At 56.8% G+C, this 24,206-nt stretch carries 23 protein-coding genes; 13 read left to right on the top strand and 10 right to left on the bottom strand.

Going from position 1 to position 24,206, the window contains the following annotated elements:
- Positions 1-137 precede the first annotated feature (137 nt).
- The 6 genes from dapD to rnr all read left to right on the top strand — a co-directional run bounded on the left by dapD (position 138) and on the right by rnr (position 6,414).
- Positions 138-965, top strand: a complete 828-nt coding sequence (gene dapD, locus RLO149_RS21305; protein WP_013964155.1) for a 2,3,4,5-tetrahydropyridine-2,6-dicarboxylate N-succinyltransferase — start codon at positions 138-140, stop codon at positions 963-965.
- A 137-nt stretch (positions 966-1,102) separates the two neighbouring features.
- Entirely contained in the window at positions 1,103-1,981 is an 879-nt protein-coding gene (locus RLO149_RS21300) for a hypothetical protein (RefSeq protein ID WP_148264416.1), read from the top strand.
- Between the two features lie 9 nt (positions 1,982-1,990).
- On the top strand, positions 1,991-2,344 hold the full coding sequence (locus RLO149_RS21295) for a hypothetical protein (RefSeq protein ID WP_013964153.1): 354 nt from the start codon (positions 1,991-1,993) through the stop codon (positions 2,342-2,344).
- Between the two features lie 67 nt (positions 2,345-2,411).
- Positions 2,412-3,557, top strand: coding sequence for a succinyl-diaminopimelate desuccinylase (dapE, locus tag RLO149_RS21290; RefSeq protein ID WP_013964152.1), 1,146 nt, complete (start codon positions 2,412-2,414; stop codon positions 3,555-3,557).
- Positions 3,554-4,153 (top strand): TIGR04282 family arsenosugar biosynthesis glycosyltransferase, encoded by a 600-nt coding sequence (locus RLO149_RS21285; RefSeq protein WP_013964151.1) that lies wholly within the window; start codon positions 3,554-3,556, stop codon positions 4,151-4,153. The genes dapE and RLO149_RS21285 overlap by 4 nt, the downstream gene beginning before the upstream one ends.
- A 5-nt stretch (positions 4,154-4,158) precedes the next feature.
- Positions 4,159-6,414, top strand: coding sequence for a ribonuclease R (rnr, locus tag RLO149_RS21280; protein WP_013964150.1), 2,256 nt, complete (start codon positions 4,159-4,161; stop codon positions 6,412-6,414).
- Here the strand turns inward: rnr and RLO149_RS21275 are convergent.
- The gene (locus RLO149_RS21275; protein ID WP_044025779.1) at positions 6,411-7,103 is read right to left on the bottom strand and encodes a glutathione S-transferase family protein; all 693 of its coding nucleotides are present in this window, start codon (positions 7,101-7,103) and stop codon (positions 6,411-6,413) included. The two genes, rnr and RLO149_RS21275, sit on opposite strands and share 4 nt — an antisense overlap.
- Before the next feature lie 197 nt (positions 7,104-7,300).
- Here RLO149_RS21275 and RLO149_RS21270 point away from each other — a divergent pair, with 197 nt between their 5' ends.
- A complete protein-coding gene (locus tag RLO149_RS21270) occupies positions 7,301-8,656 on the top strand; it encodes a lytic murein transglycosylase (RefSeq protein WP_013964148.1) in 1,356 nt (451 codons plus the stop codon).
- A 40-nt stretch (positions 8,657-8,696) separates the two neighbouring features.
- Here the strand turns inward: RLO149_RS21270 and RLO149_RS21265 are convergent, their stop codons facing one another.
- The 7 genes from RLO149_RS21265 to RLO149_RS21235 all read right to left on the bottom strand — a co-directional run bounded on the left by RLO149_RS21265 (position 8,697) and on the right by RLO149_RS21235 (position 16,787).
- On the bottom strand, positions 8,697-9,875 hold the full coding sequence (locus tag RLO149_RS21265; RefSeq protein WP_013964147.1) for an ABC transporter permease: 1,179 nt from the start codon (positions 9,873-9,875) through the stop codon (positions 8,697-8,699).
- Positions 9,876-9,878: 3 nt separating this feature from the next.
- Positions 9,879-11,519, bottom strand: a complete 1,641-nt coding sequence (locus RLO149_RS21260; RefSeq protein ID WP_013964146.1) for an ABC transporter permease — start codon at positions 11,517-11,519, stop codon at positions 9,879-9,881.
- Positions 11,520-11,522: 3 nt separating this feature from the next.
- Positions 11,523-11,810 (bottom strand): DUF1330 domain-containing protein, encoded by a 288-nt coding sequence (locus RLO149_RS21255; RefSeq protein ID WP_013964145.1) that lies wholly within the window; start codon positions 11,808-11,810, stop codon positions 11,523-11,525.
- Between the two features lie 72 nt (positions 11,811-11,882).
- On the bottom strand, positions 11,883-12,989 hold the full coding sequence (locus RLO149_RS21250; protein WP_013964144.1) for an extracellular solute-binding protein: 1,107 nt from the start codon (positions 12,987-12,989) through the stop codon (positions 11,883-11,885).
- Positions 12,990-13,109: 120 nt separating this feature from the next.
- Complete coding sequence (locus tag RLO149_RS21245; protein ID WP_044025477.1) at positions 13,110-14,225, bottom strand: ABC transporter ATP-binding protein; 1,116 nt, start codon at positions 14,223-14,225, stop codon at positions 13,110-13,112.
- Positions 14,226-14,462: 237 nt separating this feature from the next.
- Positions 14,463-15,860, bottom strand: coding sequence for an aspartate aminotransferase family protein (locus tag RLO149_RS21240; RefSeq protein WP_013964142.1), 1,398 nt, complete (start codon positions 15,858-15,860; stop codon positions 14,463-14,465).
- Between the two features lie 78 nt (positions 15,861-15,938).
- Positions 15,939-16,787: a GntR family transcriptional regulator gene (locus RLO149_RS21235; RefSeq protein ID WP_342626639.1), complete on the bottom strand. Its 849-nt coding sequence runs from the start codon at positions 16,785-16,787 to the stop codon at positions 15,939-15,941.
- On the opposite strand from RLO149_RS21235, the gene RLO149_RS21230 reads away from it, so the two are divergent.
- The 6 genes from RLO149_RS21230 (at position 16,787) to RLO149_RS24430 (ending at position 22,132) form a co-directional block, all read left to right on the top strand.
- Positions 16,787-17,869: a polyamine ABC transporter substrate-binding protein gene (locus RLO149_RS21230; RefSeq protein ID WP_013964140.1), complete on the top strand. Its 1,083-nt coding sequence runs from the start codon at positions 16,787-16,789 to the stop codon at positions 17,867-17,869. The two genes, RLO149_RS21235 and RLO149_RS21230, sit on opposite strands and share 1 nt — an antisense overlap.
- Positions 17,870-17,950: 81 nt before the next feature.
- Positions 17,951-19,078: an ABC transporter ATP-binding protein gene (locus RLO149_RS21225; RefSeq protein WP_013964139.1), complete on the top strand. Its 1,128-nt coding sequence runs from the start codon at positions 17,951-17,953 to the stop codon at positions 19,076-19,078.
- A 37-nt stretch (positions 19,079-19,115) separates the two neighbouring features.
- Positions 19,116-19,991, top strand: coding sequence for an ABC transporter permease subunit (locus RLO149_RS21220; protein ID WP_013964138.1), 876 nt, complete (start codon positions 19,116-19,118; stop codon positions 19,989-19,991).
- Positions 19,988-20,806, top strand: coding sequence for an ABC transporter permease (locus tag RLO149_RS21215; RefSeq protein WP_013964137.1), 819 nt, complete (start codon positions 19,988-19,990; stop codon positions 20,804-20,806). Before RLO149_RS21220 ends, RLO149_RS21215 begins: the two co-directional genes overlap by 4 nt.
- On the top strand, positions 20,806-21,777 hold the full coding sequence (locus tag RLO149_RS21210; protein WP_013964136.1) for an NAD(P)/FAD-dependent oxidoreductase: 972 nt from the start codon (positions 20,806-20,808) through the stop codon (positions 21,775-21,777). Before RLO149_RS21215 ends, RLO149_RS21210 begins: the two co-directional genes overlap by 1 nt.
- A 40-nt stretch (positions 21,778-21,817) precedes the next feature.
- Complete coding sequence (locus RLO149_RS24430; protein ID WP_083825494.1) at positions 21,818-22,132, top strand: FAD-dependent oxidoreductase; 315 nt, start codon at positions 21,818-21,820, stop codon at positions 22,130-22,132.
- On the opposite strand, the gene RLO149_RS21205 is transcribed toward RLO149_RS24430, so the two are convergent.
- Together RLO149_RS21205 and RLO149_RS21200 are read right to left on the bottom strand one after the other, a co-directional pair.
- The gene (locus RLO149_RS21205) at positions 22,129-22,809 is read right to left on the bottom strand and encodes a flagellar hook assembly protein FlgD (protein WP_013964135.1); all 681 of its coding nucleotides are present in this window, start codon (positions 22,807-22,809) and stop codon (positions 22,129-22,131) included. The two genes, RLO149_RS24430 and RLO149_RS21205, sit on opposite strands and share 4 nt — an antisense overlap.
- 9 nt (positions 22,810-22,818) lie before the next feature.
- On the bottom strand, positions 22,819-24,156 hold the full coding sequence (locus RLO149_RS21200) for a flagellar hook-length control protein FliK (protein WP_013964134.1): 1,338 nt from the start codon (positions 24,154-24,156) through the stop codon (positions 22,819-22,821).
- Between the last annotated feature and the right edge of the window lie 50 nt (positions 24,157-24,206).

Genomic DNA, 24,206 nt, shown 5'->3' with positions numbered 1-24,206 from the left:
GGGGCGCATGATGTGCGCCGATATGCAACGGCCTTTCCTACCTAACCCGAGGTTGTTCAACTTTCGTGAACGGATTGCACGGGCGCTGCGTGGCTTGTATAGGCGCGTGGAACACTGTCACCTGAGGGGAGAATCCGATGTCAAATGCTGAGCTGGAAACCGCGATCGAGGCCGCATGGGAGGCGCGCGACAGCATTACGCCCGCAACCAAAGGGGCCCAGCGCGACGCAATCGAAGCCACGCTTGCAGCGCTTGATGGCGGTGGTTTGCGCGTGGCTGAGCGCCAAAGCGATGGCAACTGGCATGTGAACCAATGGGCCAAGAAAGCCGTCTTGCTCGGGTTTCGGATCAAGGACATGGAGATGCAATCCGGTGGTGCGCAAGGCGGCGGCTGGTGGGACAAAGTGGACAGCAAATTCGCCGGTTGGGGTGAGGCAGATTGGAAAGACGCCGGTTTCCGCGCCGTGCCAAACTGTGTCGTGCGCAAATCAGCCTATATCGCGCCGGGCGTTGTCCTGTTGCCGTCCTTTGTGAACCTTGGTGCCTACGTGGACGAAGGCACGATGGTTGACACATGGGCCACCGTCGGCTCCTGCGCACAAATTGGCAAGAACGTGCACCTGTCGGGTGGCGTCGGCATTGGCGGTGTGCTTGAACCTATGCAGGCAGGCCCGACGATCATCGAAGACAACTGCTTCATCGGCGCGCGCTCCGAAGTTGTCGAAGGCTGCATCGTGCGCGAAGGCTCGGTTTTGGGGATGGGCGTTTTCATCGGCAAATCCACGAAAATTGTCGACCGTGAAACCGGCGAATTCACCTATGGCGAAGTCCCGTCAGGCTCTGTGGTTGTCGCGGGGTCCATGCCATCAAAAAACGGTGTGAACCTCTATTGTGCCGTAATCGTCAAAAAAGTGGATGCGCAAACACGGTCCAAAACATCCATCAATGAGTTGCTGCGCGACTGATTTTTACTGAATGTTATTGCTTGGGGCGGTTTCGCCCCAGTAATATCCGCATGATGACCTGATTACGATGCAATCCTGCCCGGATGTCATTTTAGTCAGGTCGCATGAGGAAAATAGCCGCCCCAAAAACTTTCACCATGCTTCAGATCTTGTCTGACCTGCAGAGCGCTGCGGTAGCCGGGTGTTCGGAATTGGCATTGCAGCTTAGCCCGCGCCTGCGCGAAGATCTCAAGCGTCTGGTGTTCGATCAGGAATGCAGGATGTCCACGGCGGATGTCGAAGCGCTGCATGCCGAACTGATGATGGTTGCGTCGATGCCCAACCAGAACCACCCGGCTTTCATGACGGCAACAATCATCCTGCTGGCGGACCGCCTGAACTATGGCGCCGGAGAGGACGATCTTTTCTGGAACTGGAGCGCCTTTCGCGACCGGTTCCGCGAAGCGCCCTCCCCCGTGCGCGCGGCATTGATGAATGGGTTTCGCCGGGCGGATACGCTGGGTCTCGTCAAGCTGGACCAACTGCCCAAGGGCACGGACCTGCGCACCTACGACGAAACAGATCTGACCCGGCTTCTCAAGATCATTGCACGTTCCATGACGGAAGACATGCGGGACGTCGTCTGCACGCTGGCCCCCCAGGAGACCCGCGAAGTGCACCGCAAAGCGCTGGACAACTGCCTGAAAGGCAGCTGCATTTTGTCAGAGTTCGGCGGGTGGTTCCCCTCCGAGGTGATCGAACGGGTATCATTGGACCCTGTGCACCCATCTTACGCGGCGGCCACCGCACTTATGATCCTTGATGCGATCGCGACGCGTGATTGCACCGGTAAAATGGCGCTACGTTATGAAAAACAGGCAGACGATTACATCATGTTGCCAACAGAACTGCGCATCCCGCTCTTGGCGGGCCTGCGGCATCTGCACGAGATGGAAGCGGATTGGGAACCCTATGCCGACTGGCCCGTCGAGCAGCGCCTTGATAAAGCCATTGTGATGCCCTTTGCCAAGCCCTAACTAGGGAACATGACAAAGGAAAAGAAACCCTCGCGCCAGCAGGTCTATACGCTTGTCGTCCAGATTGGCCGCAAGGAAGGCGACGGGCTGCCGAAAAAGGCAACCGGCGCGGCCCTCGTGATCTATGCCAGCGGCATCGACGAAGCAGAGGCCGTGCGCGAAACCGTGGCCATTCTCAAACAGGCGGATACGGCCCCTCTGGATGTGACAGGATATGGTACCTTGCAAGAACGCCTGTCCGAGGGTCATGAAATCAGCGATGAGGAACGCGTGCTGATGCAGCGCGCGCTTGATGAAAACGCCGTTATTGTCGCGCAGATGGAGCCTTTCTACGGGACGTTTCAAACCGAAGAGGCGGAATAAACTGCCGCCCTTGCAGCTTTCGCTCGCACCTGTAGGAATAGGGCTTTGTTAGATACGAGAATACACCATGACCGCTGTTGATCCTGTTCGTCTGACCGCTGATCTGGTCCGTTGCGCATCCGTGACGCCTGCCGATGAGGGCGCGCTGGATATCCTCCACGACGTGCTCAGCGATGCGGGGTTTGACTGTGCATGGGCCGACCGCGGCGGCATTCGCAACCTCTTCGCGCGCTGGGGCAGCAAGGGGCACCCTAAGACTTTTGGCTTTAACGGGCATACGGATGTTGTGCCGATTGGCAATGCGGATGACTGGTCCATGCCGCCTTTTGGCGCTGAGGTCAAAGATGGCATCATGTACGGGCGTGGCACCACGGATATGAAATCAGGCGTTGCGGCTTTTGCCGCCGCTGCGCTGGATTTCGTGCGCGACACGCCCCCCGATGGGGCGATTGTGCTGGCCATCACCGGGGACGAAGAGGGTGATGCAATCGACGGCACGACTGCGTTGTTGGCCTATATGGCGGCGCAGGACGAACAGATGAGCGCCTGTCTCGTCGGAGAGCCCACATGCCCGGATCGCATGGGCGAGATGATCAAGATCGGACGCCGTGGATCAATGACCGCATGGATCACAGTGACCGGCAAGCAGGGGCATGCCGCCTACCCCCACCGCGCATGCAACCCGCTGCCCGCACTTATGCGCCTGATGGACCGGCTGGCCAGCCATAAGCTCGATGAGGGCACCGAGTTTTTTGACCCCTCGACGCTGGCAATTGTCACGGTGGATACCGGTAACCCTGCCACGAACGTCATTCCCGCAAGTTGCTCCGGCACGGTGAATATCCGGTTCAATGATGCACATAGCGGTGCATCCCTGACCGAGTGGATCAAGACAGAACTGTCCAAGATAGAGGCTGAATTCGGGGTCCAGACCGGCCTGCGGATCAAGATTTCGGGGGAGAGTTTTCTGACCCCGCCCGGCCCCCTGTCCGCGCTCGTCAGCAAGGCGGTGAAAGCGCAAACCGGTATCGAGCCGGTGCTCAGCACCACGGGGGGCACATCAGATGCGCGCTTTGTCAAAGATCACTGCCCGGTGGTTGAGTTCGGTCTGGTCGGTCAATCCATGCATCAGGTCGATGAGCACGTCAAAACCGATCACATCGTCGAGCTGAAAGCGATCTATTCGAGAATACTCACCGACTATTTTGCATGAGACGCACCCTTGCGATCATGCTTAAGGAGCCGCGCCCCGGTCGGGTCAAGACCCGTTTGGGCCACGAGATCGGCATGACCAATGCGGCCTGGTGGTTTCGCCATCAGGCAACCGCGCTGATCCGGCGGCTGCAGGACCCACGCTGGGATGTCGTTCTGATGGTCTCCCCGGACAACGAAGGGCTAAAAAGCCGCGTCTGGCCCCGTGGTCTGCGCCGCGTCCCCCAAGGAAAGGGTGATCTGGGCACCCGCATGAAGCGCGCGTTGCGGGGGCAAGGACCCGGTCCGGTCTGCGTCATCGGTGCCGACATTCCGGGGATTGAGCGGCGTCATATTGCGCGGGCGTTCAGGGCGCTTGGCCATGCGGATGCGGTTCTGGGGCCTGCCTATGATGGCGGCTACTGGTTGATCGGTCTGAAGAATGCGCGCCCTGCCCGGCCGCAATTGTTTCAATCGGTGCGCTGGTCAACAGAATTTGCGCTGGCCGATACGTTACGCTCGCTCGGTGATTTTTCAGTGGCTTACGTAGATAAACTGCAGGATGTGGACACAACCGCTGATTTGCGCATGACGGCACGGGGGCAGCGTGCTACCTGACAGGGATGAGCAGCCTGCCCACAAAAAACGACATCCTTGAGTGGATTGAACAAAACCCGACCCTGACCGCCAAGCGCGACATCGCCAAGGCGTTCGGCATCAAGGGGGCCGCGCGGATTGATCTCAAGCGCGTGCTCAAGGAACTTGAGGCCGATGGCCACCTTGAAAAGCGCAACCGCAGCTATCAGGACCCCGAACGCCTGCCGCCGGTCAGCGTCTTGCAGATCACCGGGCCGGATGACGACGGTGATCTGTATGCCAAACCCATGGAATGGCACGGCACCGGGCAGGAACCCATCGTCCTGCTGATACCTCGTGCGTCCGATCCGGCGATGGGCGCGGGGGATCGTATCCTCGCGCGTCTGACGTTGGTCAAGAACGATACACATCACTATGAGGCGCGCCTGATCCGCCGCATCGGCACGAACCCACGCCGTGTTGTCGGCGTGTTCCGCCAGACGGCTGAGGGTGGGCGCATCCAGCCGATTGATAAAGGGTCGGACAAGGAATGGCAGGTTGCCAGCGGGGCAACACATGGTGCCAAGGACGGCGAACTGGTCGAGGCAGAACAAGCCGGACCCAAGGCACGGATGGGATTGCCGCGCGCGCGGATCGTTGAACGCTTGGGCGATCCATCGGCGCCCAAGGCGGTATCGCTGATTGCGATCCACCAGCATGGTATCCCAGACAGCTTTCCCGATGATGTGATCGCAGCGGCAGATGCCGCAAAACCCGTTGGCCCTGAAGGTCGCAAGGATTTGCGCGACCTTCCGTTGATCACCATCGACCCGTCGGATGCGCGGGATCATGATGACGCCTGTTTCGCGCATGCAGATGAGGACCCGAAAAACGAGGGCGGGCATGTGGTCTGGGTCGCGATTGCGGATGTTGCAGCCTATGTGACGCCGGGGAGCGCACTGGATCGCGAGGCGCGCAAGCGGGGCAACTCCACCTATTTCCCGGACCGCGTGGTGCCGATGCTGCCGGACCGGTTGTCCGGTGATCTGTGTTCTCTGCACGAAGGGGTGCCACGGGCCTGCATCGCGGTCGAGATGGTCCTTGATGCCGACGGAAACAAACTGCGCCACCGCTTTTACCGCGCCTTGATGCAATCACCTGCCTCCCTGCACTATGAAGAGGTGCAAGCCGCCATCGACGGCACGGCGAATGAACGCACACAGCCCCTGTTGGAGCCTGTTTTAAAACCGCTCTACGCCGCTTACGCTGCCCTTGTGACGGCGCGCGCCCGGCGTCAACCGCTTGAGCTGGATTTGCCAGAGCGGCGCATCGAATTGGCGGAGGATGGCACCGTCACCTCCGTCAGCTTCAAAGAGCGGCTCGATGCGCATCGCCTGATCGAAGAATTCATGGTGCTGGCGAATGTCGCCGCCGCCGAGACGCTGATCGAAAAGAAATCCCCGCTGCTGTTCCGCGTTCATGAAGAACCAAGCCCGGAGAAACTGGATGCGCTGCGCGAAACCGCCCGCGCCAGCGGGTATAATCTGGCCAAGGGTCAGGTGCTCAAGACCGCGCATCTGAATCGCTTGTTGCAGGAGGCTGCGGGCAGTGACGAGGCGGAGCTGATCAACATCTCCACCCTGCGTTCGATGACGCAGGCCTATTATGGGCCGATCAATCTGGGCCATTTCGGACTGGCCTTGCCGCGCTATGCGCATTTCACCTCCCCCATTCGGCGCTATGCCGATCTGATCGTGCACCGCGCTTTGATTTCTGCCCATGGGTGGGGCAAGGACGGTTTGCGGCCCGAAGACGCAGACGGCCTCGAAGACACCGGCACGCATATCTCGGACACCGAGCGTCGTTCGATGGTTGCGGAACGCGACACGACCGACCGTTACCTTGCCTCCTATCTAAGCGAACGGGTTGGCAGCGAATTTACCGGGCGCGTCAGTGGCATCGCGCGCTTTGGCATCTTTGTTAAGCTGGACGAGACGGGGGCGGATGGTTTGGTGCCGATGCGTTCCATCGGCAACGAGTATTTTCATTTCGACGCGGAAACCATGACCCTGATGGGCGCAGACAGCGGTCAGATCATTGGTCTTGGACAGCGCGCCACCGTCCGTCTGGCAGAGGCGGCACCCATCACCGGCGGGATCGCGCTTGAGCTGCTGGAACTTGAGGGCGCGAAACTGGCGCAGGGGCGCAGATCACCTGCGGGACGCACGCCGCGCAAGCGCGGTGTCAAAGCCAAGCGCAAGGCGGATAAAATCAAACGCAAGGTGAAACGCAGCCGGAGCTAACCGCAGCTTTCCTCGACCCCTGCGATATACGTCATCAAGACCTCATTCCCTGAGATCATCCGGCCCATCGGCGTTACTCCCGGCGATGCGGTTGCGGCCGCCAACATGGGCGCGACAGAGGCATCGGCGGCGGTTGGCTGGTCCCCAAACAGGAATTTACTGTGCCGTAAACGCACGGTGATCGCATCTATATCAGGCTCTATTCTCGCCAAACGTTCCTCTTGGCTGAGCCGACCGAGGCCCTGTGCGTGCAGCCCACTCAGGGTCTTTCTGCGCACACTGGCTGCGATGACATGGCGCAGGCCGGGCGGGACTTGCGAAAAATAGACATCGCGCACCTTGGGCCAAATGGCGTCATCGGCCCATCGGTCGAGCACCAGATGGAAATACAAATGTTCCTCAGACATGCGAATAAAGGCGCGGGCATTGGCCTTGTCGAGGTCCGATAACCCTTTGTTGAAATCCGCACCCTCGCTTTCAAGGTATGCCTGAATACGGTCGCTGTCTGCAATCAACCGGTCCCCTGCGCGGATGGCAGGCAGCTTTCCGTAGGGCATTTTGCGCGGGTCCAGAATATCCTCACGCTCCCATTTCTGGCCGGACATATTCAAGAGATAGGCAGCTTTGACGCAGAACGGGCTCGCCGCAAAGAGCCCGAACGCCGGTGGAAAGGTCAATAGTTTGATCATCATTCAATCCTGCGTGACGTGCAATGCTCAGCGCATGTTAGACAACTCATCTGTGCCGGTGCAACAAGCGCTGCGTAGAACGACCAATCCCTTTCGCTGTCGGCGACAGGCCGCGATAAAGACACAGAGTTCTTTTTCCGAAAGCAAAGTCGCGCTACACTGTCATTAATAATAAAAAACCGTAGCAGGATATTTTCATGAAACGCATGATCTTTTGGTCGGGTATGCTTGGCTTGGTGTTGGGGGCAAATGGTGCTTTTGCCCAGACGTCCGGGCAATCCTTACGGCCCGTAGTGCGCCCGGCCGTTGCGCCGCCGCTAAACATAGTCGACGTAGCCGCGTCAGGCACCGCGATTGAGCAGGTGATGCGACCCAAACTGAGGTCGGATACCATCAAGGGCCAAGCCGAAACTGCTCTTGCGCTGGCCACTTCCGCCGCCGGGTTTGACGCTTGGGTATCAGGCTTCAAACAGCGCGCCACCCGGCAAGGGATCAGATCGGCAACGCTGGACCCGGCATTTCGCGGTGTGACGTTTGACAGTGATGTCATCCGGCGGGACAGAAATCAGTCGGAATTTACCAAGACGATTTGGCAGTATCTTGCAAGCGCGGCCTCGGATCGGCGCATCGCGAATGGCAAGGCGGCACTGGCAAAACATCGCACAACGCTGGAGGCGATTGAGCGGCGCTACGGGGTCGAAAAAGAAGTCGTCGTCGCGGTCTGGGGGCTGGAAAGCGGCTATGGCGCGTATCGTGGCTCAAATGATGTGATCCGCTCGCTGTCGACTTTGGCCTATGAAGGACGGCGCGGCGCGTTTTTCGAAGAGCAACTAATCGCGGCGCTGAAAATCCTGCAAAACGGGGACACGGCCCCGCGCAATATGACCGGCAGCTGGGCCGGGGCCATGGGGCATACGCAGTTTATTCCCACGTCTTACCTTGCCTATGCCGTTGATTTCACGGGCGATGGGCGGCGCGACATCTGGTCGGAGGATCCAACCGACGCGCTGGCTTCCACCGCAGCCTATCTGAAAAACGCAGGCTGGAAAACCGGCCAGCCCTGGGGCGTTGAAGTGCAACTGCCGCAAGGGTTTGACTATGCGCAGGCCAACCGGAGCACCAAGAAGACGCCCGGTGCATGGGCGCGCTTGGGTGTCAGAGACATGAGCGGTCGCAAAGTGGCCAATCACGGGCGCGCGGCCATTCTACTGCCTGCGGGTGCGGGGGGTGCAGCCTTCATGATCTTTGATAATTTCGCCGCCATCGAACGGTATAATGCCGCGGATGCCTATGTCATCGGGGTGGGCCATCTGAGCGACCGTATCAAAGGGGGCGGCCCGATCCGGTCAAGCTGGCCCACGGACGAAAGAGCGCTGACTTTTGCGGAACGCAAGGAAATACAGCAGCGGTTGACCCGCGCAGGGTTCAACACACAAGGCGTTGACGGGCGTATTGGTCCAAACACGATTGACGCAATCCGCGCCTTTCAACGCAACCGTGGTCTGGTTCCTGATGGCTATGCCTCGTCAGCTTTGCTGCAAAAACTGCGGTGAGGTTTACCGCGCAATAGAAAAAGCATTGGCGTCGTTCAGGCTACGCGGGGCTCATCCCGCGTAGTCGTTCAGACCGCCGACGCAGCAATTCCACCACTGTCAGCAGGGCGATTGAGATAAACACGAGGATCGTCGCCACGGCGAGGATCGTCGGGCTGATCTGTTCGCGCAGACCTGTGAACATTTGCCAGGGCAGCGTTTTCTGACCGGCAGAGCCGACAAACAACACCACGACCACTTCGTCAAAGGAGGTGATAAACGCGAAAAGGCCACCCGATATGACACCCGGCAGAATAAGCGGCATCTGCACCCGAAAGAATGTTGTGACAGGGTTCGCGCCCATATTGGCCGCAGCGCGCGTCAGCGAGTTGTCAAAACCCACCAGCGTTGCAGTCACCGTGATGATGACAAAGGGGATACCCAAGGCCGCATGCGCGAGCACAACGCCCATATAGGTGCCCTGCAGGCCGATGCGGCTGTAGAAAAAGTACATACCCGCAGCTGAAATAATCAGGGGCACGATCATGGGTGAAATGAGAATGGCCATGATGGCGCGGCGGAACGGAACATGCGGCTGGCTAAGGCCGATGGCCGCCAATGTACCGAAGGTCACCGAGAGCAATGTCGCGGCCGGGGCGATCTTGACCGAATTGGCCAAGGCACCTTGCCAGTCCGAATTGGTAAAGAAATCCTCGTAGTGTTTCAGCGAATAGCCCGCCGGATCAAAACGCAGCATTTCAGGCGTGAAGGTAAAGAAGTTCTGCGCGTTGAAACTCAGCGGCATGACCACAAGGATCGGCGTGATGAGAAACACGAGGATCGCGCCGCAGATCACACGGAAGGTGTAATGCCACAGGACCTGCCCCGGTGTGAGGTAGGGCACGAGATGCTGACGATAGCGCGACTCGTAGAGCCAAAAGCTCAGCCAGGCAAAAAACCATCCGAATGCCGCCCCGATCAGACCCGCCGGAATACCGCCCATCAGGAACCCGGTTATACCCAGCAGAATGACAAGGCCCCAGACACAGATCTTTTCGTTTTTGATAACCTTGGTCAGAACAAAGGAAACAGCACCCATCAGCGCCGCGCCAATGATAACGCCGAGCAGAGAACTGCCCTGCGCCGTGCCGACCAAAAGGCCGGCAAAGGCACCGAACGCGGCCACAACCGGGACATAAAAGGACGGTTCAGTCCGGGATACAGGTGTCAGGGCTACCATGTGTCAGCCTCCCAATTTCACGTTGTCGATGCCAACAATTCGATCGTAAGCCCAATAGAGCGCCAGAACGACCACCAGCAGAATGGCCCCAAGTGCTGCGGCCAGACCCCAGTTCAGTGAGCTGGAAATGTGATAGGCGATCCGGTTGGAAATGAATGTACCGGTGGTGCCCCCCACAATCTCTGGCGTGATGTAGTACCCAATGGACAGGATGAACACGAGGATGGACCCCGCGCCGATACCGGGCACGGACTGCGGGAAATAGACCCGCCAGAAGGCCGTCCAGTTCGTGGCCCCCAATGACTTGGCGGCGCGCAGATAACTGGGCGGGATCGTTTTCATCACTGAATAAAGCGGCAGGATCATGAATGGCAGCAGAATATGCGTCATCGCGATAATCGTACCGGTCTGGTTGTTGATCAGCGCAAGGCGACTGTCATCCGCAACTATCCCAAGCCAGACAAGGGTATCATTCACGACGCCCTGTTGTTGCAACATCACCTTCCATGCCGAGGTACGCACCAAAAGCGATGTCCAGAACGGCAACAACACGAGGATCATCAGCAGGTTCGCCGTGCGCGCAGGCAGGTTGGCCAGTATCCACGCAACAGGATAGCCGAGCAGAATACAGCTCCCGGTGATCACCAGCGACATGAACATCGTGCGCATGAACAGCATGATGTGCAGCTGTTCGTTCTCCGGGCGCATTTCCGGGCCGTCGGGAGATTTTTTCATATCAACCGCGTTCAGGAAATAGCCGGAGGTGAAATCGGGGGTATAGGTCTGAATTGTCTGCCAGACTTCAATGTCGTGCCAGTCTTCGTCCACCTCGAAAAAGGCCGCAGTAAAATCGACGGTTTCAAACACCGCTGCGGCATTGGCTGCCGCCTGAAGCTCTGCACTGCCTGTGCCGGTGATGCCGGACAGGTCCGCGCCCGCTGATAAGTCCTCATAAAGCGCGGCATAAACCAACGCCCACGGGTCTTCGGTGGTAAGGCGTTCTTCTTCCTCGATCTGAACGAAGGTTGCGAATTCCTCGTAGATGGCAGTCGTTTCCGGCAAGGCGGCAGCGATGTCGTCACGCACCTCGAAAACCGGCTGCGCCTGTCCGCTGTCCTCGCTCCAGCCGTTCATTGCCGTGAGCCATGCGGCTGAGCCCATCAACTGGCTCCAGTTTTCGCCCTCTTTCCAGAAGTCGTTGAGGTCTTCGAACTGGTCCTGATAGACCTCCGCCATGTCATCGACACTGCGGCCTGACTTGCGAAACAGGGATGAAACACCCGTCAGTTCATAGTTGAGCCGCGAGCCCAGACGCGTATGCGCTTTGCGCTCAGCGGCGATAAAGACGTCCTTGAACAGCGCGTTGAACGTTTCCTGCGGTGGGATTTCTCCGGTGTCCGCATCCCATGCTGCCAGCTCGCTCGTGGTGCGGGGCAATGTGTCGGATACAATCTGGTTTTCGACGGAGCGGAACAGCATATCCGCGATCGGCGCGATGAACGTGACCAGCACGAACAGCAACAGCGGCGCAATCAGCAACAGCGCGCGCATCTTTTGGCGGCGCAACGCACGGTTCAGGCTTACTTTGAGCGGGCGGCCATCTGCCGCGAGCATCGGGCCGGAGTGTTCAGCGGTATCGGTCATGGCTCAAACGCCCTCCACAACGATGATGGATCCTTCGGCGTTTGCCTGCCGGATTTTCATGTTTTCCTGATAATCGGGGTCATTGTAGAACGCGAGCGCGTCTGCATAGGACGGGAATTCGATAATGACATGGCGGGGACGGCTTTCGCCCTCAAGGATTTCCGAAGGCCCGCCGCGCGCCAGAAACCGGCCGCCATAGCGTGGCACCAGTTCATCGTTGCGCAGACTGTAAGGCTTATATGCGTCGGCATTCTTCAGACTGATGTTGCCGATGATGTATCCCTTGGGCATTTTTTGTCCCCTTTTATTCTTGTGGGAAGGGCGGATGTACCGCCCTTCCTGATCTCAGACGCTCAGTGGCGCTTATTGGGCCAGCCAAGCCTGGAATTTCGCGTCGATATCGTCGCGATAGTCAGCCCAGAACTCGTAGTTATAGAGGAACGTGTTCTTGGCGTTTTCCGGATCGGTTGGCATGTGTGGTGCCATTTCGATACCCAATTCGGCATGTGTGCCAACCAATGGTGCAGAAGACGCACGCGCGGGGCCGTAGCTGATCCACTTGGACTGGTCTGCCAGACGCTGCGTGTCGGTCGCAAAATATACATAGTCAAGCGCACGGGCCAGACGGTCTTCGGGCAGACCTGCGGGAATGATCCAGCCGTCCAGATCGAAGACCTGAGCGTCCCAGAGCATACCCACGGGCTGTTTCTGCTCCTCGATGACCGAGAACAGGCGACCGTTGTAGGTCGAACCCATGACGATTTCGCCATCCGCCAAAAGCTGCGGCGTGTCCGCACCCGCGGACCACCAGATCACGTCATCTTTGATGGTGTCCAGCTTGTCCAACGCCTGCTGTTGACCTTCGTCCGTTTCCAGCACGTCGTAGACGTCGTCTTTTGCAACCCCGTCACACAGCAGCGCCCATTCCATGTTGTTGATCGGGCGCTTTTCCAGCGCGCGCTTTCCCGGATAACCTTCGGTGTCAAACAATGCGCAGATGGACGTGGGCGGTGTGTCACCAACCATGTCCGTGCGGTAGCCGACAGTGGTGGAGTAGACGATCTGCGGGATGAAGCAATCGCCCACAAGCAGGTCGCCGAAATCCTCGGAAGCTGGTGTTCCGTCTGGCGCTGCGGCCAGCATTTCGTCCGCGTCGATTTCCATCGCCAGACCTTCGTCACACAGGCGCAAGGCGTCAGCGGCAACGACGTCCACCACATCCCATGTGATGTTGCCCGCCTCGTTCATGGCGCGCAGTTTTGACACCGCTTCGGCCGAGCTTTCATCGTTGATGATATTGACGCCGGTCTTTTCCATATAGGGGTTGTGATACGCTTGCTGTTGCGAGTTTGAATACGCGCCACCCCAGCTTACGATGGTCATTTCGTTCGCCATTTCCTCTTCCGCGATGGCCATTCCGGTGGCCATAGTCAACGCGCTTGAGGCCAAAAGCAATTTGGTCAGTTTCATTCATCGTCTCCCGATTTATATGCCCGTTTCGAATGTGAGGCAGGTGACAACGGACTTATTCACCACCTCTTTGAGATCGTGACCCACTAAGGGCACGATACGTCGCGCGCCAAGAACCTGTCAGGCGTCCAAGGCGCGGCAATCTTCTGGCAGCCAACCAATTTCGATGGATTGGCCGGGTTGCAGGCGCTCTACATCAGGCGCATTGCGTGTTTTGATCACGAATTCTTCGGTGCCGGCCACTTTCAGACGCGTCCGGAAGATGTCACCCATATAGATGAACTCCAGCACTTCGGCATGCAGGGTATGCGCATCAGGGCTGAGGCGGTCCTTGTTATATTCGACCCGTTCAGGCCGGATGGAAACACGGGTCCGCTCACCGACCGCCGACACGTTGATCGGTTTGGCATCAATCAGGCCACCATCATCCAACTGGATCAGGCAATGATCGCCCTTGATCTCTTTGACCACGCCTTCAAGCGTATTATTCTCGCCGATGAACTGCGCGACAAAACTGTTTTCGGGCTCCTCATAGAGCTTGTCCGGCGGCGCGAGTTGCTGAATGCGACCGTCATCAAATACCGCGACACGGTCCGACATCGTCAAGGCTTCGGTCTGGTCATGTGTCACATAGACGACCGTGATCCCCAGAGCGTGTGCAAGATTTGTAATCTCAAACTGCAGCGTTTCGCGTAATTGTTTGTCCAGAGCCCCCAACGGCTCGTCCATCAGAACCAGTTCCGGCTCGAAGACAAGCGCGCGGGACAAGGCGATCCGCTGCTGTTGGCCCCCGGAAAGCTGTGCGGGACGGCGCCCGGCAAAATCACCCATCTGCACCATGTCGAGCGCGCGTTTCACTTTCGCCTCGCGGTCCGATTTTCCCATCTTGCGCACTTCCAACGGGAAGGAGAGGTTTTCCGCCACGGTCATATGTGGAAACAGCGCGTAGTTCTGGAAAACCATCCCGATGCCGCGCTTGTGGGGTGGAATGTTGTTGATGGACACCCCGTCAAGTCGGATATCCCCATGCGTCGCCGTTTCAAACCCGGCCAGCATCATCAGGCATGTTGTTTTCCCGGACCCGGATGGCCCAAGCATGGTCAGAAACTCACCCTTTGGCATGAACAGGTTCAGGTCTTTTACGACAAGATTTTCACCATCATAGCTTTTTTGCACACGTTCAAATTCGACGAAGGCGTCGTTTGAATTATTTCCAGCCAAGGTTTGGCTCCCCATTGTTCTTCCGGCGGTTAACCGCGCTTGTTGAGTCAATGTAAAACTACTGTGACACCAGAGTGCAAGCACTTAGGTGGAAATCTGTGGAATTTGCTTTGTAATAGTTAGCTTGACTGCAAAAACCTCAGTCACACGCCAAATAGCCTGCATGAAATACATCATTCAGGCGTTCTGACCGTTTGCGCAGGCCGTGTTCAAAGCAGGATTACAACCAAAAGCTGTATCAAGCCGCTGCTTTCAGGATGCAGCCTTCAAAAGCCCTTTGGATTTGACCTCTGAATAGGCCTCATCGAGGGCCTTGCCTGCGCGTTCGACCAGCGCGTCGATGTCTTCTTGTTGAATGATCAGAGGGGGCGATACGACCATGCGGTCGCCAACATGGCGCATCACAAGGTTGTTCGCAAAGGCCCTGTCGCGGCAGATCGTGCCAATCGTGCCGCGCTCTGATGCGAACTTTGCCCGGCTGTCCTTGTGCGGGGTCAGCGCCAATGACGCCATCATTCCCTTGATGCTCACTTCACCCACAAGCGGATGATCTGCGAGCGTTTCAAGCCCTGCTTTCAACGCAGGGGCTGCCGCAGTGCGCACGTGTTCGATGAGGTTTTCTTCCTGCATGATGCGCAGGTTCTCGAGCGCGACGGCTGCCGCAACGGGGTGCCCGGAATAGGTATAGCCGTGATTGAACTCAGTCTGCCCGATCACCTCGGCCACCTCATCGCAGACGATCGAGCCGCCGATGGGCTGATAGCCAGATGACAAGCCCTTTGCGATCGTCATGATGTGCGGTTTTATTCCCATCACCTCAGAACCGAACCACGCGCCGAGGCGTCCAAATCCGCAGATCACTTCGTCCGCGATCAGCAGGATTTCATATTCATCGCATATGCGCTGGATTTCTGGCCAATAGGTCTCGGGGGGGACGATCACGCCACCTGCGCCCTGCACAGGCTCTGCGATAAAGGCGGCGACTTTGTCCTCGCCAAGCTCAAGAATCTTGGCTTCGAGCTCCTTGGCGCAGGCCACACCGAACTCTTCGGGCGTCATGTCACCGCCCTCGGACCACCAGTCGGGCTGGTTGATATGATGGATGCCGGGAATGGGCATGCCGCCCTGTTCGTGCATGTAGGTCATCCCACCAAGACTGCCCGATCCGACCGACGATCCGTGATATGCATTCTTGCGGCTGATGATATGCGATTTCCCCGGCTTGCCTTTCTGCGCCCAATAGGTGCGCACGAGACGAATATTCGTGTCATTTGCCTCTGACCCGGAACTGGCGAAAAAGATCTGGTTCATGTCCGCTGGCGCTAGCTTCGCAACCTCTTGGGCTAAGGCAATCGCGGGGACATGGGTCGTCATGAAGAAGGTATTATAATACGGCAGTTCTTTCATCTGGCGGGCGGCGGCATCTGCCATTTCCGTGCGGCCATAGCCAATATTCACACACCACAGGCCCGCCATGCCATCCAGAATGCGGTTGCCGTCACTGTCCGTCAGATACACGCCGTCAGCACGGGTAATGACCCGCGCGCCTTTGTTGGCCAAAGCCTCGTTCGACGTGAACGGGTGCATGTGGTGCGCAGCATCCAATGCTTGCAATTCGGCAGTTGGCATATGATTCGAGATAACGGACATGAGGCACCTGACATTTCTTGCAATTTCGGTTTTTAAGCTGAATTCAGAATATGATCAAATTAAGGGGAGTCAATCGAATCAATTCGGTTCAGTTGTCGCATGCAAGGCTTCTCGAATTTGAATCATGCCCTGATGGACATCTTCAGCCATCGCATCATGAACACCCGTCGCGTCGTTGCGGTCCAACGCGGCCAACAAATCTGCGTGTTTATCGGGCAGATTCATGGTCCCATGCCTGCCGCATACAACCCGCAGGGACGGCCCGAATCGCAACCAGAGACGATCAACCGTAGCGGTCATGATGGGGGCTTCCGCGGCTTGGTACAGGGTCGCATGGAAGTGATAATTATGCGTCAGATACCCTTTGATATCGCCTTGCGAGATGGCCGAATTCAGCGCGTTGTCATGCGCACGCAACACCTCTTTCGCGGCATCCCTAATTTTCGAAACAGCGCGACGGGCCAGCTCTGGCTCCAGCGTTTTTCGCATGAATTCAAGCTCTTCAATGCAGTTATGCGTGATAACCGGAACGCTGACACGACGGTTTTCCGTCATATTTAACGCCCCGTCAGAAGTCAGCCTGCGGATGGCCTCACGAACCGGCGTCATACCCGCTTTAAGCGTATCAGCCAGCCCCTGAATAGTCACCGCTTGCCCCGGCGCCATGTCTCCAAAGAGGATCTGGTCGCGGATATCCTCGTAAACGGATTGATGCACCGGGCGTTTTACATATTCCATGAGGCGTCCTTTTGCCTTTTTTCCAAGCAGCGGCAGTGCGTCTTCATCTTCCTTTGCTTGTGCAGAACATGCATCCCTTGCACAAGCTAATCTCGCGTGAAAGCATAACGTGTCTTGCCGAGTTGGGCAAAAGTTGATCAAATTATGTGTAATCGGGAAAAACCCGGCCGCATCAAAGGGAGAATGCAATGAACAAGCTTATGATCACCAGTGCTGTGGTCGCGCTGTCAGCCACGGCAGCGCTTGCCGATGACGTACGTGTTTACAACTGGTCTGATTACATCGACGAGTCGCTGCTTGAAAAGTTCGAAGAAGAGACCGGTATCAATCTGGTTTATGACGTCTTTGACAGCAACGAAGTCCTTGAGACAAAGATGCTCGCCGGCGGCTCAGGTTATGATGTGGTAGTCCCCACCGGAACCTTCCTTCAGCGCCAGATCACGGCAGGTGCGTTTCAAAAGCTTGACCGATCCAAGCTGCCCAATCTGGAAAACATGTGGGATGTGGTAAAAGCGCGGACCGAACAATATGATCCTGATAACGCATACTCGATCAATTACATGTGGGGCACCACCGGCATTGGCACCAACGTCAACAAGGTGCAGGAAATTCTGGGGGCGGACGCGCCGATTGCCTCGCTCAGCTTGATTTTTGACCCGGCGAGCATGGAAAAACTGTCTGAGTGCGGCGTTCACTTTCTCGATGCTCCGACTGAAATGATCCCGGCAGCTTTGAAATATATCGGCGAAGACCCCGACAGCCATGACCCGGACGTAATTGCGAAAGCCGAAGCTGTGTTTGCCGCGGTGCGCCCCTACGTGCAGAAATTCCATAGTTCGGAATATATCAACGCGCTGGCAAACGGTGACATCTGCGTCGCGTTCGGGTGGTCCGGCGATATTCTTCAGTCGCGTGACCGCGCCGCCGAGGCGGATAACGGCGTTGAGATTGTTTATAACGCTCCAACCGAGGGTGCGCTGATGTGGTTTGACCAGATGGCCATTCCCTCCGACGCGCCAAACCCCGAAGGGGCGCATGCATTCCTGAACTTTATGATGGATCCGGAAAACATCGCTGCCGCAACGAACTATGTGTATTACGCTAACGGCAACGCGGCATCCAAGCCGTTTCTGGTCGAAGACGTGATCACGGATACTGCGGTTTACCCCGATGATGCGACCTTGGAAAACCTGTTCACCGTCACGCCTTACCCGGCAAAAGTCCAGCGCGTGGTCACGCGGATGTGGACCAGAGTTAAATCCGGAACCTGAGACAGAACCAAAAGGAGGCGGTGCATCTGTGCCGCCTCCTTTAAACCTGCCTGACCCTTAGGGCTTAAGTAAGGACATGTCGTGAACCAAGTCGTATTTGAACCTTGGACAGATCCAGCACAAAAACCTTTGATCCGGTTTAAGTCGGTGACAAAGAAGTTCGGTGATTTTACGGCAATCGACGACCTGACGCTGGATATTTTTGAGCAAGAGTTCTTTGCGCTGCTGGGCCCGTCAGGATGCGGCAAGACGACGATGATGCGCATGTTGGCCGGTTTCGAGAAGCCCACATCGGGAGTGATTGAACTGGCCGGGGCGGACATCGCGCCCCTTCCCCCCAACAAGCGCGCCGTGAACATGATGTTCCAGTCCTACGCGCTTTTTCCGCATCTGACTGTGTATGAAAACATCGCCTTTGGCCTGCGCCGTGACAGGGTATCGAGTGACGCGCTGGACGCGCGTGTATCTGAAATGCTCAAGCTGACGCGGTTGGAAAAATTCGCGCAGCGCAAGCCGCATCAGATTTCCGGTGGGCAACGTCAGCGGGTGGCGCTCGCCCGCAGCCTCGCCAAAGCACCGAAGCTGCTTTTGCTGGACGAGCCGCTGGGCGCACTGGATGCCAAATTGCGTCAGGCGACACAGTTTGAACTGATGGACATTCAGGAAAAAACCGGCACAACCTTTGTGATCGTCACGCATGACCAGGAAGAAGCCATGACCGTCGCCAGCCGTGTTGCGGTCATGGACGAAGGTCGCATCATGCAAGTTGAGACTCCCGAACGTATTTATGAGGCGCCAAACAGTCTTTATGTGGCTGATTTCATTGGTGAGGTGAATATCATTTCCGGAACGGCACGCGCCGTAGGGGATGAACAGTTCCACATCGACTGGGCAGAAGGGAATGCCCCTTTCGTCGCCACCTCAAGCAGACCCTTTTCCGAGGGGCAACCCTGTCACCTTGCGCTACGCCCGGAGAAAGTCAGCATTCACGCCGAACGGCCAGAGACTGCCGAAAACGCGGTGCATGGCAAGATTCTGGACATCGCGTACCTTGGCAACCTGTCCACCTATCACGTGGAACTGCCGGGCGGGCAGATCATCAAGGCACAGACAGCAAATACGCGGCGGGTATCGCGGCGCAGCTATACTTGGGAAGACACGGTTTGGCTAAGCTGGACATCGACCGCCGGCGTACTTTTGCCGGAATGATACATGCGCCCAAGATAATACCGGGAGGCCTCTGATCATGCAGCGCCTTTTTCTGATCGCCATTCCTTACGCGTGGCTGGTAGCGCTGTTTCTTGTCCCTTTTGGTATCGTCTTCAAGATTTCACTGTCAGACATTGCCTTGGCGATCCCCCCCTATACACCGACGCTGAAGGACGGGTTCGGGGCGTTTATTGCGGGTCTGGATTTCGAGAACTTTGCATTTCTCGCGTCGGATGATCTCTATTGGAAGGCTTATCTCAGCTCGCTGCAAATTGCTGTGCTGTCAACATTCATCACCCTGTGTGTGGGCTATCCAATCGCCTATGGCATGGCCCGAGCTCCAGAAGAATGGCGTCCGACCTTGATGATGCTGGTCATTCTGCCGTTCTGGACATCTTTTCTGATCCGCGTTTACGCGTGGATGGGCATCCTCAGCCAGGAAGGGTTTCTCAACCAGTTCCTGCTGTGGACCGGTATTATTGCTGAACCACTGACGATCCTGAACACGAATAAGGCGGTGTATATCGGGATTGTGTACACCTATCTGCCGTTCATGATTTTACCAATCTACGCGGCACTTGACCGTTTGGATGGCTCCCTGATCGAGGCCGCCGAAGACCTCGGTTGCTCACGTTTTCAAGCGTTTTGGCTCGTCACGATCCCACTGTCAAAAAACGGCATCATCGCGGGCAGCTTCCTCGTGTTTATTCCTGCCTTGGGTGAATTCGTCATCCCGTCATTGTTGGGTGGCTCCGGCACCCTGATGATCGGTAAAGTGCTATGGGAAGAATTCTTCAACAACCGTGACTGGCCGGTGGCCAGCGCCGTCGCCATTGTTTTGCTGTTGCTCCTGATCATTCCCATCGTTCTGTTTCAGCGCAACCAGCAACGGCAGGCGGAGGAAGAGGCATGAACAGGCTCAGCTGGTTCAATGTCACGTCGCTCACGCTGGGATTTGCGTTTTTGTATCTGCCGATGCTTATCCTCATCATATTTTCCTTTAACGAAAGCAAACTGGTCACGGTCTGGGCCGGGTTTTCGACGAAATGGTATGGTGAGCTACTCCAGAACGAAGCGTTTCTGGATGCGGCTTGGGTCACGATTAAGGTCGCGGTTCTTTCCTCTACGCTCGCGACGATTCTGGGCACGATGGCGGCCTATGTGTTGGTGCGTGGCGGGCGCTTCGTGGGTCGGACCTTGTTTTCGGGGATGATCTACGCGCCGCTTGTCATGCCGGAGGTGATCACAGGTCTGTCACTCCTGCTGCTGTTTATTGGCATCGGTCTGGACCGCGGCGTTCTGACGATTGTGCTGGCGCATACGACCTTTTCAATGTGCTTTGTATCGGTCGTGGTCTCGTCGCGGCTGTTGACCTTTGACCGCTCACTGGAAGAAGCCGCGCTGGATTTAGGCTGTTCGCCCTTTGACGCCTTCAGGCTTGTGACCCTTCCGATTATCGCCCCGGCCGTCATATCAGGATGGTTGCTGGCCTTTACCCTCAGCCTTGATGATCTCGTCATCGCATCTTTCACCGCCGGACCGTCCGCAACGACGTTGCCGATCAAGATATTCTCCGCAGTGCGCCTTGGCGTGTCACCTGAAATCAACGCACTGTCGACAATCATGATTGCGATTGTGACGGTCGGGGTGGTTGCGGCATCGCTGGTTTCGAAACGGAGTATGATCCGGCAGAAGAAAGATGAACGCGCCGCAGCCGTCCAAGCCTGATGCAGCGTATTTTCAATGCATATACTTATGGCGAGGGGCCGCGCGCTGGGTGCTGGTGGGATGAAACATGTGATCTGCCGAAACTGAGCGCGTTGAAAGGCGATTTAACCGTCGATGTGGCTATCGTTGGCGGTGGTTTTACAGGTCTGTCCGCAGCGCTGCATCTGGCCACGCAGGGTGTCAAAGTTGCTCTGCTGGAGGCACAAGACATCGGTTGGGGCGCTTCTGGTCGCAATGGTGGTTTTTGTTGTCTTGGCGGTGGGATCGCGAGCGACAATGAGCTGGATGCCAAATACGGGCGTGATGCGCGGCTGGCGTTCCGGCGCGCAGAAAAGGCGGCGGTTCTTTTCGTGGAGGAGACGATCACAAAGCTGGGCCTTGATGTTGACCGCCATTCAGGCGGCGAAACTGAATTTGCCTGCCGCCCCAAAGATATGGCAGCACTGGAGAAAATGGCAAAGCGGACCCATGAAAATTATGGCGTTGACCCAACAATAATTGAACAATCAGACCTTTCAAACTTGGGCATGACCGGCGGGCCGGGGTTTTTCGGGGCTTTGTCGATACCTATTGGATTTGGGCTTAACCCGCGCAAGTTGCTTGCCGGCCTTGCATCAGCGGCGATGAGCGTCGGCGCACGTCTTTTCGCGCACGCGCCTGTTCAGAATATCACCCGAAAGGGTCAAGGACACGACCTAAAGTGCCGGCAAGGCGTTGTGAGCGCGCAACAGGTCATCGTCGCGACCAACGGGTATTCATCCGAAGACGTTCCGGACTGGTTGGCGAGTCGCTTCATGCCGGTGCAATCGACCGTTCTCGTGACACGACCATTGAGTGACGCGGAGCTTGATGCTCAAGGTTGGACAACGGACCAGATGGGGTATGATTCGCAAAACCTGCTGCATTACTTCCGGCTGATGCCAGACCGACGCTTTTTATTTGGAATGCGTGGTGCTTTGCGCTCAGGCTGAAACGCAGGCCCGACAAAAAACGCAAGCAGACTTTCGAAAAATGTTTCCCGCATGGACCAATGTTGAAGCCCCGAATATGTGGTCCGGAATGGTAAGTCTGGCGAGAAACAAACTGCCCTATGTCGGGGAAATCCCGGCTTCAAAAGGTATCTGGACCGCCATGTGCTATCATGGAAACGGCGTTGCGATGGGCAGTTACGCTGGCAAGCTGGTCGCGGACATGGTGCTTGGGCGCGCCACCGGCGAATGCCCCGAAGTGATGTGCAAGCCACTCACCAAATTCCCATTGGGGCGTGCCCGTCGCATATTGATGCCGCCGGTCTATGCGCAGTTGATGCTGCAAGACTGCTTTTAAGGGTCGCTTTGCAGGGATGCTTCGCGCAGCGCTGAAACGTCAGCGGCAGAGACAGGTGATCCGCCATTCAGTATAAATACGGTATCCGTGCCTTCGCGCCGGGCTTCGGTAATTCGGCTGTATGTCTCGGCTGGGGAGGTTCCGATTGTTTGACCGACAGCACGGCTTTCAACCACAAAGCTGTAATTTCCAATTGGCAATGCCGTACCTTTATCATCCAACCCAAACCACTCAATTGGGTCCGTACCGGGTGTTATCGCTTGCCTTTGCACCTCAGAACCGTCCGGTCCGTATGCAACCAGATAAGCTTCATCCGCACCGGCTTCGGATTTTGGCAGTACTGTTATCGGCGAACCGTCAAAGGCCACGGGCGCGGTTGTGCGCGCTTCCATGCCGATCCATGCAGCCATCTGACCAATACTGTTTGAACCGAGTTGAGCGCCCAATTCGGTGAGCAGATCATTTGACAGGACCTGTTGTTCCACCATCGAAAACTGCGCCAACTGGGCCGCATATTCCGAGGAATCTATAGGCTCCAGAGGGTCCTGAAACCGTGCCTGTGCTGTCAGCATTTTCAAGAATGTTTCAAAATCGGAAGACAAGGCGGCGCTGTTGCTTGCCTGTGCTGTTCCCAGTTGTGTTGTGGGCTGTATCGCCTGGGCGTTCAGAATATCCATGTTTTATCCTTACAGTCGAATGTCTACGCCAGTTTGCGCATGCAATTTTGTTTCGTTGGCTTCGGCGACGTCTTCCGCTTCCAAAATCTCTAGCTGGGTAGATTGCACACTACTTCTTTCGTCCGCACCTTCGCCAAAACTCTGCTGCGTTTCCCCTTCGGAGAAGGCAAAATTAATATCGTTGTATCCGATCGCCTCAAATTCGCGGACGAGTTGGTCGATATTACGACGCATCAAATCCAACGTTTCCGGACGTTCCGTGACAATGGTTACGGTGATTCCCGCCTCCACTGCAGATATGTTCATGCGAACACGGCCTAGTTCCTTGGGATTGAGCGAAATTTCAACGGGACGGTCCGGCAGTTTTTGCAGTGCCTCGGCCATCTGGCGCGCAATCGCGGCAGGTGTTTCTGCACGCCCCAGAAGCTGATTAAGCGGCGTCGTCGCTGTAGATGATGTGCCACGGGATTCTGTCGCGCTTAGCGCTTCAATGTTTAATGCGCTTGTCGAATCCAAAAGCGTCTTTTCTTTACCGGCATCCACTTTGGCAAGGGGCGTCATTGGCACCATCGTTGCGGCTTGCGGAGTATTGGTTGCAGCCGGTGTAACCTGCTGACCCTGAGTGTCAGAACGCGATAAAACCGCCCGCGCTGCCAACTCTTCACTGAGCTTTATTGACTTCAGCTTTTCGGACACGTGATCATTGGAGGTAGGAGCGTTCACACCAGCGACTGGCGTGTTTTCCCGTGTGACCAAAGCTGCGGTCATGGACTGCGCGTCACTTCGTACGCCTTTTGCTGGTTGTTCTGTAAGTCGTTCTGATGTTGGCAACACCACATTTTCTGCTGCTTTGGCAGTCACAAAAATCTCCGCAGCCGAGGCCGCGAGTTTCTTGGTTACGCCAGCACTTTCACTGGGTTTTGCCGCATCTAAAGGCGGTGCTTGCACAAGGTCTTGTGTATTCGCGCGTTTCGCATTGCTCAGCTCGGCGGTTGGTGATGTTGCCTCGCTGTCAGGCAATTTCCCCGCCTTGCCGCTATCCACAATCGCAAAGGCCGGCTGATCAGCAGCTGCGGCCTCACTAGCTTCTGTGTCCGAATTCGAAGGGTTCTCGGGTGACGCTTCGTTGTCCTCTAGCGCACCCGTTTCATCCCCCGACTGCTGGTCCTCGGATGCTGCTTGTGCATCTTCGGCTTGCTGTTGTCCGGTCCTCTCTAGATCATCGCCAGTCGCAGCATACTCTTCCGCGAATGCTTGGTTTTTCGCGTCTGAAGTATCAGTCTTCTTGTTTTGGGCAGCCTTGCCCGTTTGCTGGGATGATGTCTGTGTCGTCAGTATATCAAGCATGTCGCCTCCGGGAATTCTTCCGCGTTTCTGGCACTGTTGTTACATAGCTT

This window comes from Roseobacter litoralis Och 149 (assembly GCF_000154785.2).
Taxonomy (GTDB): domain Bacteria; phylum Pseudomonadota; class Alphaproteobacteria; order Rhodobacterales; family Rhodobacteraceae; genus Roseobacter; species Roseobacter litoralis.
The sequence above is the reverse complement of the archived record's forward strand: the minus strand, read 5'-3'. Positions and strand labels throughout refer to the sequence as shown.